General features: G+C 60.3%; 13 protein-coding genes. 1 reads left to right on the top strand and 12 read right to left on the bottom strand.

Translation table 11 applies throughout. The annotated features are described in order from the left end of the window. Window positions 1-37: 37 nt before the first annotated feature. From FNZ07_RS23555 to FNZ07_RS23610, 12 genes are all read right to left on the bottom strand, one after another. A complete protein-coding gene (locus FNZ07_RS23555) occupies window positions 38-718 on the bottom strand; it encodes an HAD family hydrolase (protein WP_091013113.1) in 681 nt (226 codons plus the stop codon). Window positions 719-773: 55 nt separating this feature from the next. After that, window positions 774-1,451, bottom strand: coding sequence for an HAD hydrolase-like protein (locus FNZ07_RS23560; protein ID WP_091013116.1), 678 nt, complete (start codon window positions 1,449-1,451; stop codon window positions 774-776). Window positions 1,452-1,523: 72 nt separating this feature from the next. Then, window positions 1,524-3,065, bottom strand: coding sequence for an FAD-dependent oxidoreductase (locus FNZ07_RS23565; protein ID WP_091013118.1), 1,542 nt, complete (start codon window positions 3,063-3,065; stop codon window positions 1,524-1,526). 127 nt (window positions 3,066-3,192) lie between these two features. Next, complete coding sequence (locus FNZ07_RS23570; RefSeq protein ID WP_091013121.1) at window positions 3,193-3,483, bottom strand: YciI family protein; 291 nt, start codon at window positions 3,481-3,483, stop codon at window positions 3,193-3,195. A gap of 61 nt (window positions 3,484-3,544) precedes the next feature. Beyond that, on the bottom strand, window positions 3,545-4,435 hold the full coding sequence (locus tag FNZ07_RS23575; RefSeq protein WP_091013123.1) for an alpha/beta fold hydrolase: 891 nt from the start codon (window positions 4,433-4,435) through the stop codon (window positions 3,545-3,547). Beyond that, window positions 4,432-5,451 (bottom strand): 3-oxoacyl-ACP synthase III family protein, encoded by a 1,020-nt coding sequence (locus FNZ07_RS23580; RefSeq protein WP_170275824.1) that lies wholly within the window; start codon window positions 5,449-5,451, stop codon window positions 4,432-4,434. The genes FNZ07_RS23575 and FNZ07_RS23580 overlap by 4 nt, the downstream gene beginning before the upstream one ends. A gap of 23 nt (window positions 5,452-5,474) precedes the next feature. Continuing rightward, window positions 5,475-5,717 carry a hypothetical protein gene (locus FNZ07_RS23585; RefSeq protein WP_091013131.1) on the bottom strand — a complete coding sequence of 81 codons (243 nt, stop codon included), beginning with the start codon at window positions 5,715-5,717 and terminating at the stop codon, window positions 5,475-5,477. Window positions 5,718-5,721: 4 nt separating this feature from the next. Then, on the bottom strand, window positions 5,722-7,116 hold the full coding sequence (locus FNZ07_RS23590; RefSeq protein WP_091013134.1) for a class I adenylate-forming enzyme family protein: 1,395 nt from the start codon (window positions 7,114-7,116) through the stop codon (window positions 5,722-5,724). Continuing rightward, window positions 7,113-7,814, bottom strand: coding sequence for an SDR family NAD(P)-dependent oxidoreductase (locus FNZ07_RS23595; protein ID WP_091013137.1), 702 nt, complete (start codon window positions 7,812-7,814; stop codon window positions 7,113-7,115). Before FNZ07_RS23595 ends, FNZ07_RS23590 begins: the two co-directional genes overlap by 4 nt. After that, window positions 7,807-8,109: a hypothetical protein gene (locus FNZ07_RS23600; RefSeq protein WP_091013140.1), complete on the bottom strand. Its 303-nt coding sequence runs from the start codon at window positions 8,107-8,109 to the stop codon at window positions 7,807-7,809. Before FNZ07_RS23600 ends, FNZ07_RS23595 begins: the two co-directional genes overlap by 8 nt. Before the next feature lie 106 nt (window positions 8,110-8,215). Then, entirely contained in the window at window positions 8,216-9,337 is a 1,122-nt protein-coding gene (locus FNZ07_RS23605; protein ID WP_091013145.1) for an AfsA-related hotdog domain-containing protein, read from the bottom strand. Then, window positions 9,334-10,914, bottom strand: a complete 1,581-nt coding sequence (locus FNZ07_RS23610) for an MFS transporter (RefSeq protein WP_170275825.1) — start codon at window positions 10,912-10,914, stop codon at window positions 9,334-9,336. The genes FNZ07_RS23605 and FNZ07_RS23610 overlap by 4 nt, the downstream gene beginning before the upstream one ends. Before the next feature lie 390 nt (window positions 10,915-11,304). Between FNZ07_RS23610 and FNZ07_RS23615 the strand changes: the two genes are divergently transcribed. Then, window positions 11,305-12,207, top strand: coding sequence for a LysR substrate-binding domain-containing protein (locus tag FNZ07_RS23615; RefSeq protein WP_091013151.1), 903 nt, complete (start codon window positions 11,305-11,307; stop codon window positions 12,205-12,207). The last annotated feature ends 26 nt before the right edge of the window (window positions 12,208-12,233 follow it).

A 12,233-nucleotide genomic window follows, 5' to 3' on the forward strand; every position in this document is an offset into this window, starting at 1 on the left:
CCCACCTCTTAAATTGATGTGCCCGTTGGCCATTCGTTCAGGCGTGAGCGTGATACAACGCGTCGTCGATGCGATCGAGCAGTTCCACGCTGATCTCCGCGATCGAGTCGACGAGATGCGTGACGCCGGCCTCCTGCATCAATTGCCGCTGAAAAGCCGTGACGGGCGCGCCGATGAATCCGCAGCCCAGGGTCTTGCACACCTCTCCGACCTTGCCGAGATCGTCGATGAACAGCACCTCGTCGGAGCGGTAACCGAAACGCTCGACGATCTCTTTCATGCCCGGGCGGATCTGATCGATGTTGACGTACGGGATGTCCCGGTCGAAGTACTGACGAAACGGATGCAGGAATTCGCTGAACATGGAGTCTTCGGGGCGACCGCCATAGGTCGTGATGCGGGCACCCGTGCCATGCAGCAACGCCAGCGCATCGTCCACGCCAGGATTGACCACCACGGGATCGTCGCGCGTGTAGATCTTGTGCTCGGCAAGAAACGCATCGATGGTCTCCTGCGCCGTCCACGGCAACCTGCAGGCGAGCGACATGATGTGTCCTCCTGCAATATGCGGTGCCCCAAGCACCAGTCGTTCCAGTTCGGCCGTATAGACGCCGCCGTGACCTTCGATGAATCTTTTGATCGTGACGCCGAAGGTGTCCTTTAGCAGCACACCGTTCGTGTCCACCGCGATCAGTTTGATTTTCTTGAAGCGATTCATAGGAGTCTTGTCGTTATCGTTATCGTCGGAGTCAGGGAGCGAATCGACGCGCCCATCAGATGCGGGCTTCGAGCGCTGCGATTGCGTCCGGCAGTTCGGAGAACGTTGCGATCACACCGGCGCAGTCGATCGATTCCGCAACAACGTCGTTGTAGCCATACGTTGCGTAGATAAGCGGGAGACTCGCGTTGCGTGCGGTCTTTACGTCGACGCCGGAATCGCCGATATAGATCGCGCCCTGTGTGAACGTACGACCTGCCGCCTCGATCGTGCCGAGCACATGTCCCTTCTCGGGTTTCTTCACACCGGGAAAGTAGTCCCCGCCGCATACCGCCAGGAAGAAATGCGCGATGCCGAGTCCTTCCAGAATGGTCTTTGCAGGGCCCGTGCCCTTGCTCGTGCAGACAGCCATTTCGTAGCCGTCCACGCGCAGTTGCTCGAGTATCGTCGCGACGCCTGCGTACGCGACCGTGTTGTCGAGCAGGTGCGCTTCGTAGTAAGCAACGAAGCGCGGCAGCAGCGCCTGTCTCTGCTCGCTCGAATAGTCTTGCAGATGCGCCCCGAAGCCACGTTCGATCAACGCCGTAGCGCCTCGGCCGATCAGGTTTTGCGCGTCGGCCATGTCGACCGTAGGTAGATCGTGCTCGCGCAACAGTGCGTTCAGCGTGCCCACGAGATCCCGGGCTGTGTCGACCAGGGTGCCGTCAAGATCGAACACCAGAAGAGGTTTCATTTTGATCCTCGATTGAAAGTGGATGAAGCGGTACGAATAGCGTCGCGGACATGGGCGCCTGACGAGCGCCAATCAGTCGCAACGCAAGGCTTCCGCTTCGAGCGCGACCTCGTCGACAAACGACGCAAATACCGTCTCGTTCGTCGCGACGTCCTGCACGCACACGATGCCGTCGGGACGTACGAGTAGCGCGTGCTGCCCGCTGAGCCCGAGCACGTCGAGCGCGCCCAGGTTCACCGCCGTGCGATCGATCGCAACAACCTTCACCAGTGGACTGGACGACAGGCGCGCTGCGAGCGCGCCCGCTGCATCGGCGGCGCTCAACAATATGAAGTGCTCGCTGTCGATCAGGTCGTAACTGCTGATCCGCGTACCGCCGACGAAAAACTCCGTGTAGGGCACCAGTTTTCCGACCAGCCCTGCCCCGGCACGAATTAGCCCGCTCACGTAGCGCTGACCGAGCCCGGAGAAGTTGTAGGGAAAATCGTGCGCGAGACGCTGCCGGTTACGCATGGTCGGCAACCAGTCGCGCAGCGGTCCGCGCTCGTCTTTGTCGAGCCTCGTGATGAGCCGCGTGTTGATATCGGTGCTGGCTATCAATTGCTGTGTGATGCCGCGGCGCTCTTCGGTATACGACTCGAGCACGCGCGTGTTGAAACGCCCCTTGATCACGCCGGCGAGGCGCCACGCAAGACTGAACGCGTCCTGAAAGCCCGTGTTCATGCCGAGACCGCCGATCGAGCTGAACAGATGGCAGGCGTCGCCCGCGAGAAATACCCGGCCGCGCGCGTAATGCTCCGCAAGGCGGTTGTAGTACTGCGTCTTCGATTCCCAGAGCACCGCTTCGACACGTATGCCGGGCGGCCCGTATTTGTCGACCAGGGTCTGATACGCAGCGGCCTTCGCAGGCTCGTCTTCTTCGACGACTTCACCGTCGCGCGTTTTGATGATGATTCGATGCGTACCGGTCGCCTGCGGGATGACGATCAGGAAACTGCCTTCCTTCACGAAGTAGTGAACCTGATCGAGATCGCCGTCCCAGTCGATCTGGCTGTCGAACATGATGAATCCGACGCCGTGATCGAGCCCGTCGAAGTCGAAACCGAGTTGGGACCTGACGGTACTCTTCCCGCCGTCGCAGCCGACCAGATAACGGCACGACAACGACTGTCCGGGCGAGATATCCAGCAACACCGCATCGTCGGTTTCGGTAAAGCCAAGCAGCTCGGTGCTACGGCGCAGATCGCCGCCGAGTTCGACGAAGTATTCCTCGAGCAGCGCCTCCGTTTCGGGCTGGGACAGACCGAGGATGTAACGGTAGCGCGACGGCAGATTCCGGTAGTCCACACGGGCCAGCCTGCGTTCGTCCCAGTACACCACCAGTTCCTCGATCGGCTTGCCGGCCGCGAGAAAACGCGGCACGACACCGAGTGCGTGGAGGATCGCAAGAGAATAGGCGTTCATCGACGACGCCTTCGATTGTGTCGAACGCGTCGCACGCTTCTCGAGCACCGCAACATGCAGGCCGAGCCGCTTCAGGTTGGCGGCGAGCAGCAGCCCGATGGGGCCGGCGCCCGCGACGACGACGTCATAGTGCGTCCGTGAGTGCGTCATGATCAGTGTGGTTCGTGGATAGAGTACGGCGCGTCCGGGCACAGCAGGTGCAGCCCGGCGCGGCCAGGATCGGTCCTCGCTCCGGGCTCGCAGCGAGCCCGGAAACCCGCTTACAGTGCCGGGCGCGTCACAGTTCCTTGAGCGCCGCGAACTGCTCGGAGGCGAACACCGGATCGAAGCTGATGATCTCGATCTTCACGAGTTTGTGTTCGACGAACGAATCCTCGGCAACAATCGCGTTAAGCGCCGACTGCTCGATGCCCTTCGCGATGATCACGCCACCCGTCTTCGATTCGCGCGGGCCGGCCGCGATGAAGGTGCCGTCGCTGATGTACTTCGTCACCCATTCCGCGTGCGACTTGCGATGCGGATCGACCTCGGTCGGTTCAACGACGTATTGGGAAACGATCAAATACATAAATACTCCTGTGAAGTGATTGAAAAGACGGCGAGACGGTCATGTGCGTCTGAAGCCCTTGCTACAACGGTGCAACGTTCCTCGAAACCTGCCTGTTCTGCGACACGCCCTGAAGCCGCGGGACGCCCTGTCCGCCGTACACAGACACAGGGCTTCGGTCCGGCTGACCGAACTCGCCGAAAAATGTTTTCAACAGATGGCCAAGCGCTCGCCATTGCTCGACTGTACTGGCATGACCGCCGGGCAACGTGACGCGCCGCGAAGCGTGGATGGCGCGGCTCAGCGAACTGGCTTCCTCTGCAAAGAACGGACGATCGGCGGCCGAATCCACGATCAATGTGGGTAGGCTCAGTTGCCCGACCCAGTCTCGCGAATCAAACGACAGCAGCGCCTCGATCTGGCGGCGCAGGCCGCTCGCGTGAATTGCATTCGTGGTGGCGGCACGCCGCTCGGCGATTGCAGCGCCTGCCGCGCCTAGCAGCGCCCCGCCCGCGAACAGACGGCTCGTCAGCTGCCGCTGGATGTCCGCCCAGTCGCGCGCGTCGCACGGCTCTTTCAGGCGATCCGCGATGGCCGCGAGTTCGACACTGCGCATCGCGCGAAACGTGTTGCACAGTGCCAGCGCGCGTACACGCTCAGGGTGGTGGTAGGCGAGCCATTGGGCAATTGCGCCGCCCATCGAATGTCCCGCGATACAGACACGCGACACCGACAGTGTGTCCATCAATCTGAGCACGTCGTTTGCCATCGCCTCGATCGACAATGGCTCGCCGCAGAAGCGGGTCTGACCGAAGCCGCGATTGTCGACCGCCACGGTTCGCCAGTCGGCCGCGAGTATGGAAAGGACGGCGCGCCAGATCCGGTGATCCGCCTGTAGGCCCGGGAGCAGGATGACCGCGTCCTCGCCGGTGCCGGTGCCTGCGATGCGATGGAAAAGTACCGGTCCTGTCATACGGACACCTGCGCGGCAAGACGATCGGGCACGAGCGGCGCCACGACATTGACCGGTGCGATCAGGCGCGTCGCAGAAAGATCGAGCCGCGCCGCCGCCAGCGACAAGCCAATTCCGAATCCGCACAACAGCGATTCCTTGCGCGCACGCCCGGCAAGACCGTGACCGCCGGCAAGCAACAGCGGAATCGACGAAGGTCCGGTATTGCCGACTTCGGACAAGCCGATCGGTGTCTGCGCTTCCGAGAGTTTCATGATCTTGCGCAGGTAGCGCAGCATGAACTGGTTGGCCTGATGGAGCGCCACGAGATCGAGTGCCGCCTTGTCGATACCGCAGTGCGCCAGCAACTGGTCGATCAGCGGCGGCACGCGCGTCAACGCGAAATTCATGACCTCGTTGCCGCTCATATGCAGATGTCCAACCTGCGCCGAGCCGTGTGAGCCGTTGGCGTAGTCGAGCGGCGTCCGCAGGTGGCTTGCGCCACTTCCGTCGGTACGGCACGCATAGTCGATTCGCCCGTCGCCCGCCTCGATCAGCGACGCACTCGCCGCGTCGCCGAACACCATCTGCACGTGACGATCGCCGGGCTTGAGCAGCTTCGTCGTCACGTCGCCCGTGCACAGCAAGACCGACCGGCAACCGGCCTGCACGAGCATCGACGCCTGCAACAAACCATAGACATAACCCGAGCAACCGTAGTCGATGTCGAACGCAAGGCACTCTTCCGACAGACCGAGCCGCGCTTGCAGGCCAACCGCCGCGCCCGGCATGAAATCGTCGGGAGTCTGCGTGACGACCACCACCGCATCGATGGACTCTTTTCGCACGTCCGTCGCGGCGAGCAGGTGCCGTGCGGCCGCCTCGCATAGATCGCCGGTCGACAGGGCACCTGCGACGCGCACCGCGCGAATCCCGGTGCTCTCGATGATGCGGCGGATCTCGAGCGCTCCATGCTCGTCGGCAAGGCTCGCCATGTCGAGCCTCGCGGCCGGCAGCGCGGCCGTGATTGCGGACACGCGGACACGATCGATCGACACGATCATCGCGCAGCGCTCTCGCACACTGGCACAAGCAGGCCGCGAATCTCGCCCACTGTCTCGAGTTTCTCGAGCTTCTGTACGTTCAACGCGTTCACGCCGCCGCCGGCCAGCACCGCGATCAACGAAACCATCGCAAGCGAGTCCCAGTTGGCAAACTGTTGCAGCGTCGCGTCATCCGTCAGTTCGCTGACCGGCACTTCGAGGAGCGCAGCAAGCTCCACCCGTAGTTCTTCCATGTCCATGACATCAGGCCTCTTCGTTGGCAAGTGAATCGTGGCTGAGCGGTGTGCGCATTTTCTTGAAGCGCTCGCCGTGCAGCGGCTCGGTCGTGATACGAATCTTGCGAGGAATCCGCGCTGCCGGAAGTCTGTCCAGGCAGAACGCGTACAGCCGTTGACGAAATGTTTCGAGCGGTTCGGGCTCGGTGAGACGAAAAATCGCCGCCACCATGTGACCGACGAGCGGGTGCTCGGCGCGACTCACCATGACGTCGATCACACCGTCGACATCCTTGAGCACCTGTTCGATCTCGGCCGGATACACCTTCTCGCCACCGACGTTGATGAGATCCGACTGGCGACCGACGATCCTGAAGTGATCGCCTTTCTGCACGACGGCATCGCCGGTCTTGAAGTAGCCGTCGGCGGTGAACGGATTCTCGGCATTCAGATAGCCGAGCATCGTCGTTTCGCTGCGGATTTCGAGCAGACCATCCACGACGCGCACGTCGCACCCCTCGCCGCCGATCTTCAGCCAGTTCGACGTCGACGATTCTGAACGGGTCGGTACGACACCGGTCTCCGTCAACCCATACGCCTGCGAGAAGCGCGTTGCGGGCAGCGCAGCGGTAAGCCGTTCCAGCACGCGCTCGGGCATCGGTTCGGTACCGTAGTTCACGACCTGCAGCGAACCCAGGTCGAAACGCTCGAGCGCTCCGCTAAAGATCAGCAGATTGAGAAACGTCGGCGATGTCGTCAGTGCCTGCACGCGTTGCGTTTCGATTGCCTGCGCAACCACTTCCGGACGACGGGACGCGGGCACGACCAACGTACCCTGATTGAACAGGACATAAAGCAGCGTGTTCAGACCGCCGATGTGGTCGAACAGCAGGAACGAAATCGAGCGCAGACACCGCTTGGGGGCGATGTGCCGGTCGAGAAACGGCGTTGCCCGATGGACACTCGCTTTCGGACTTCCGGTCGAGCCCGAGGAAAAAATGATGAAACCCGGTTCCTGCGTGCTACCCAACCCCGTCAGCAATGCATGCGTGGTCGCGACGCCGGTGCGCGTGAGTTCGACGTCTTTTCCTGCGTCCACGCGGATCTCCCAACCCGCTTCGGCGAGACGGATCAGCTCACGCTCCTGGTTCGCCTGACGCCCGCTCAACAGCGCGACTACGTTACGCAACCGCCAGAGCGCGAGCAGATACGCAACCGACTGCAGGGAATAGTCGGCCACGAGCGCGACCGTCCCCGCTGTGCAGCTCTCTGCGGCCAGCAACTGCTCGACTCGCCTCACCTCGGCGCGCAACTGCGCATAGGTAAACCGGTCACCACCGATGACAAGCGCAACCGCATCGCCGGCGTCGGCAAACCGCGCGTCGAGAATGTCGAGGGCGTCGAGGGCGTCGGGCGCGCTCATACCCCACCCAGGAAGATGTTCTGCCCGGTCACGAAGTCGCTAGCGGGACGCAGGAAGAAATCGATCGCGTTGGAAACATCGGCGAACGTGCCGAAGCGCGGAATCGCCTGGCGTGCCAGCAGACGATCCATCTTGCTCTTTGGCACCGAACGGATCAGGTCGGTTTCGATCGGCGTCGGTCCCACGGCATTCACCGTGATGCCAAACGGTGCAAGTTCTCGCGCGATCACTTCGGTCAGCGAGCCGATCGCCGCTTTCGACGCGGCGTAGATGGCCTCGCCCTCGAGCTTGAGCGGCGTCGCGACGGTCGTGAAGTTGACGATGCGTCCCTTGCGCTCTTTCGTCATCAACTTGGCCGCTTCGCGGCAAAAGAGGAACGTGCCGACGACGTTGGTGTTGAGGATCTGGTTGACGGTCGCGAGCGGCGTGAGCATGACGTGGTTCATGCTCGCGATACCGGCGTTGTTGATCAGATTGTCGAGCCGGCCGTGCTTCTCGCGAATCGACGACATGATCTTGCGCACGGCCGATTCGTCGGCCACGTCCGCGCACATGTGATCGTAGCCCGGCAATGTCCAGTCCGCGTTCTCGCGGCTGCATCCGATCACCCGGTGCCCAAGCGACACATAGTGTTCGACGAGATACTTGCCGATGCCCTTGCGCGTGCCGGTGATCAGTGTGATGGGAGTGTCAGACACGTGCGTCCTCCAGCAGCAGCGACTCGATGAATTCTCCGAGGGAGGAGATCGTCGCAAACGGGCTTCGATGTGCCGACATCGCCTTCTCGCTGACGAGCGTAATCGCCGTACCCGTCTCGCTTTCGACCATCTCTTCAATCTGGACGATCAGCGAAACGAGCCCCATGGAGTCAAACGGAGCGCCCTCGCCGAAGATCGGTGTCGCGTCGCCTGCGGAGCGATCGACCGCGGCTGGCAACAGGGTTTCCTGCGAGTCGATTGCTCGATTGATGATGTCCCGGATCTCTTGCCTCATGATATTTATCCTTGAAAGTTTCGTAGGCGGATGCGTTGGGTAATGAAGAACTCGGATACTTCGATTAACTCGATTGACTCGAACTACCTGATCGATACGAAAAAGATCAACTGTTCGACGCGACGTCGGGCGTCCCCGCAGCGACGATGAACCCGCGTTTGATCACCTTGCCGATGTCGATTACGTTGCCCGGCGTCAGATTCACAAAGCGCCACAGCGTCTGGTCGCCGAGTTCGCGCTCGAACGCGACGTCTTGCGAAAACGTGACGCCTTCCCTGTCCGATACGACGATGGACCGCACATTCCCGTGCTCGATATTCAGACGGCCTGTCACGCAGGCGTCTCTGGAAACGGCGATCAGTGCAACATCGCTGCGCGCTCCATCGCTCTCCGTGAGCGTGGATTGCACGAGACGTGGGTCAAGCGGCGTGTACCAGTCGTCCGATGTGAGAAAGATGTTGCGGATCTTCTCGAAGCTGCTCATCTCGATGACGCTGGCCTTCGTATCGATGACGGCAAGCAGGTTTCTGCGCTGATAGAACGAAACCCGGTAGTGAATATTCCTCGGACACGGCGCGTTGCCCGGCGTCAGATCGTCGACCACCAGCTCGATCGGATACATCAATTCCGCGTACGCGTAGAACGCCGAATTGAGCTCGTTGAGGCTGACCGTTACCTTGCCGCGCTGATGACGGGTGTGCTTGTACAGGTGGTGGTAGACCGCCTGGCGCTGCGCTTCGATCAGCATGACGCCTGGTACGTGTTCGTGTTCCTTGCGGTAGAAATAGTAGTGATCGGCGCGATTGATCATTTCGTACGAACTGGACCAGCGTCGCTCTTCGCCGTACGCGCGGGCAATCCATGCGAACGCGTCGTCCTGCGACTGTGACTGCGACTGCGAGTCGTGCGACCCATCGCGGCGCTGCGCAAACCACGGCTCGAGTACCTGATACGGCACGGCGCGTAGTGTGTTCCAGGCCGGATCGAACGGCACGCTGCTCGACAGCGACGCATCGGCGACAAAGTGACCGCGCTCGTCGAGCGGTACGTCCAGCCGACGGCGCGCTTCGTCGTGAGTTGCGTAGACGCTGGCGAGCACGTCGTCGTCTGTACGTGGCGCAGCAGCAGCATCCAGATAGAGTGGCGCAGCCGGCCGGTAGCGGTGAATCAGGACGTCGTCTGCCGATCCCTTGTGCAGTAATTGCGGAAGTATGTCTTGGAGAATCATGATTCCTGCCCGCTCAGTTCTTTTGTCAGCGTCACGCCGAGCGACGACTCTGCGTTGCTCTCGTCGTGATTGAGACTGACGCGCCCGAGCAACCCGAACACGAGCAGCGTGGCGGCACTCGTCAACGTCATCAACGCAATCAGAAGATGGCGAAACGCCAGGTCATACGCGTCCAGCCACTGGGCGTGCGTCACCGAAGGCAACTGACTGAGCGCCTTGGGAACCGCACCGGCCGAGAGTTGCGCCGAGGCCACCGCGACCGCCTGCGGATCGAGTCCAGGTATCGCGCCCAGATTTCGTGCGATGAAGAATGCGAGCAGCGAGCCGACAATCGCAATTGCAGTCGTGTCGAACGAGACACGTAATGCGCCGAAGATGCCGATTGCCATGCCCGCTTTTTCCTTCGGCACCACGGAAACCGCGAGGTTGTCCATTAACCCCCAGGGGATTGCTACACCGAAGCCGATCACGGCAAGATTGATGCGCATCGCCATGCCGTGATCGCCGATCGGTACATGCATCAGAAAGAACATGCCGATCACCGAAATCAGCATACCGACGCCAGCCAGAACGCCGACGGGCACATAGCGGGTCATGCTTGCGGCGACGAACGGAATAAACAGCAGCGAGCCGGAGAAATAAATCATCAACACGCCCGACTGGAGTGCGCTCAGATTCTCAATGCCGATGAAGCGCAGCGGCAGCACGACCAGTAGCACCGCATAGCAATATGCGGCGGCAAGCGGCAACAACTGCACCCCGACGAACTGCGGATAGGCGAACAGCGAGAGATCGAGCATCGGGTTGGCGACGCGCTTCTCGACAACGACGAACACCACCAACGCCACAGCAGACAGCGCGAACAGGCCGATGGTCAACGGGGCTGTCCAGCCTGCCGTCGGTGCTTCGATCATCGCAAACGTGAAGCACGACAACATCAGCGTGAAGATCGATGCTCCCCACCAGTCGAGGCCGCGCGCGTTCGGATCCTTGCTGTCGGTCATCGACGTCACGCACAGCACAAGGGCAACGAGGCTGATGATGGTGCTGCCGAAGAACACCGCTCGCCAGCTGAGAAGAGTGATCAGGATGCCGGCAATGGTCGGACCGAACGCCAGTCCTGCGCCGAACGTGATGCCGATCACACTAAAAATCCTCGTGCGGGCGTGACCTTCGAATTCCTGTGCCAGGATCGAAATGCCGCCTGAGTAGGCACATGCCGCCGCCAACCCTTGCGGCACCCGCAGCAGGTCGAGCGTGAACACGCTTGACGCGAACGGCATCAGGAACGACATGACGGTCGACACCACCATGCCGATGGCGAATATCTTCTTGCGGCCATACTGGTCGGCCATCGCGCCGGCCGCCATCAACGTACTGCCGCAACTCAGGAAAAACGCATTGGTGATCCACGACAGCGCTGCCGCTCCACCTACCAGATCCTTCGCGATATACGGCTGGGCGGTTGGGCCGGCAGTGAAATTCAGCGGCACACTGAAACACGCCAGAATGACGGCAATAAGAACCAGAACCTGCCGGGACGGTGACGTCGCCATAGGAGAAGTAGTCGAATTCATAACTCGATTCAGATTGGTGGGTTTTACTGCAACGTCAAGCGATGCAAACTTAATGGTCCGTACGCAAACGGACATATACAAACAGATTGCGGGGTGCCAGGAAATTCTGCTTTATTCATTCGGCATATAAAGTATGTATCTCGCATACGCCCGCCAGACAAGCTTCTGGCGGATACACCAAATCAATAAAACTTTGTGACGGCTTGAAGAAAAACTCTAGGCACCTCAGAAAAGATCACTTAAAAATCAATCTTTCTCAAAACGGTTTGGCACAATAAATCTGATTGTTCTTCTGGTTGGTGCGACGCACAACCAATATTAACAAAAATTATTTTTGGTAAAGATGAAAAATTTGCTAACGTGATGGTGATTTAAACTCACCAACCAGTTATGCGACTACCTTCTTTGAGAAATTTGCAGGTCTTCGAAGCCGCAGCCCGGTATCAGAGTTTCCGTGAAGCCGCGCAATCGCTGTTTCTCACACACGGCGCGGTAACGAGGCAGGTAAAGGCGCTCGAAGAAGAAATGGGAATCAAGCTTTTTGCCCGGGTCGGACGGCGTGTCGTGCTGACCCAGCATGGGCAGCGTCTACAGCTCGCGATGTCAGGCGCGCTGCAACTCATTTCCGACGCCGTCAATGAATTGCGCCAGGAAACCCGGCCATCGCCGGGTCGGCTTCGGGTGACCGTGGTTCCATCGTTTGCGAACCGCTGGTTGATGGCACGGATTGCGGACTTTCATGCGCACCACCCGAGCATCACTGTAGAACTGGTCGTTACGATTGCGGCGCTCGATCTTTCCGAGAAACAGATTCCATTGGGCATCCGTACCGGAAATGGGAAATGGGATGGGCTGGCGGCAGAAAAGCTGGCTACCGAGACGCTATTCCCCGTTATATCGTCTGCCGGTGTCGAGGGTTATGACGATTTACCCTCCTGCCCGAATGACATGCTCCGTTACCCATTGCTGAACCCATACGACGAGTGGGAGCGCTGGTTCAAGCGAACCGGAGTCAACCCCGCGTCTGCTCTTCACGGCACCACTTATGAAGACTCGTCACTATTATTGCGTGCAGTAGAAGAACGCAAGGGAATTGCGCTGGGGCGTAACTGGCTCGTATCCGATGCTATTCGAGACGGCGTTTTACGTCGCTTGCCCGGTCCGGCCATTCAGGCACGTCTCGATTACTACGTGGTTTATCCGACCTCGTACCCGTTATCCGATATTGCGCGAGCTTTCATCACGTGGCTGCATGCGCAAACAGCGAATGAACCGGCCCACGATCCCAATTGAATCGGCACGGTTCTTCCGGTTCGGGT

It is taken from the genome of Paraburkholderia megapolitana (assembly GCF_007556815.1).
GTDB lineage: Bacteria > Pseudomonadota > Gammaproteobacteria > Burkholderiales > Burkholderiaceae > Paraburkholderia > Paraburkholderia megapolitana.

What these genes read in the sequence shown, in the direction of transcription:
- FNZ07_RS23555 (WP_091013113.1), bottom strand. Translation starts at nt 718, where the DNA reads ATGAATCGCTTCAAGAAAATCAAACTGATCGCGGTGGACACGAACGGT.
- FNZ07_RS23560 (WP_091013116.1), bottom strand. Translation starts at nt 1,451, where the DNA reads ATGAAACCTCTTCTGGTGTTCGATCTTGACGGCACCCTGGTCGACACA.
- FNZ07_RS23565 (WP_091013118.1), bottom strand. Translation starts at nt 3,065, where the DNA reads ATGACGCACTCACGGACGCACTATGACGTCGTCGTCGCGGGCGCCGGC.
- FNZ07_RS23570 (WP_091013121.1), bottom strand. Translation starts at nt 3,483, where the DNA reads ATGTATTTGATCGTTTCCCAATACGTCGTTGAACCGACCGAGGTCGAT.
- FNZ07_RS23575 (WP_091013123.1), bottom strand. Translation starts at nt 4,435, where the DNA reads ATGACAGGACCGGTACTTTTCCATCGCATCGCAGGCACCGGCACCGGC.
- FNZ07_RS23585 (WP_091013131.1), bottom strand. Translation starts at nt 5,717, where the DNA reads ATGGACATGGAAGAACTACGGGTGGAGCTTGCTGCGCTCCTCGAAGTG.
- FNZ07_RS23590 (WP_091013134.1), bottom strand. Translation starts at nt 7,116, where the DNA reads ATGAGCGCGCCCGACGCCCTCGACGCCCTCGACATTCTCGACGCGCGG.
- FNZ07_RS23600 (WP_091013140.1), bottom strand. Translation starts at nt 8,109, where the DNA reads ATGAGGCAAGAGATCCGGGACATCATCAATCGAGCAATCGACTCGCAG.
- FNZ07_RS23605 (WP_091013145.1), bottom strand. Translation starts at nt 9,337, where the DNA reads ATGATTCTCCAAGACATACTTCCGCAATTACTGCACAAGGGATCGGCA.
- FNZ07_RS23610 (WP_170275825.1), bottom strand. Translation starts at nt 10,914, where the DNA reads ATGAATTCGACTACTTCTCCTATGGCGACGTCACCGTCCCGGCAGGTT.
- FNZ07_RS23615 (WP_091013151.1), top strand. Translation starts at nt 11,305, where the DNA reads ATGCGACTACCTTCTTTGAGAAATTTGCAGGTCTTCGAAGCCGCAGCC.